The following is a 230-nucleotide window of genomic DNA, read 5'->3' on the forward strand; positions in this document are numbered from 1 at the left end:
ATCGATTTTAGAATTCTGGCACAGCTTTCACAACTGGTTTCTAGTGCCAGAGTTGTCATTAGGTCAACCAGGCGTTCTGTCATATAACTGTAATTATTCAAAAAGTTCTCAAAGGTTTCCGTGAATGATGTTATAGGGCATTCAGGATTGACACAATTAAATTCATAAAGATTAATGTCAAGCATTACTCTTTTTCCGTAAATTGGTAAGTCCTGAACCCTACGGTGATG

At 37.0% G+C, this 230-nt stretch carries 1 pseudogene; it reads right to left on the reverse strand.

The features are described from left to right. Positions 1 to 185 (reverse strand): annotated as a pseudogene (locus tag ASU35_RS19865) (ISL3 family transposase); the annotation flags it as partial. Positions 186 to 230: the final 45 nt, after the last annotated feature.

The organism is Acetivibrio ethanolgignens, from assembly GCF_001461035.1.
In the GTDB taxonomy this organism is placed as follows: Bacteria; Bacillota; Clostridia; order Lachnospirales; family Lachnospiraceae; genus Velocimicrobium; species Velocimicrobium ethanolgignens.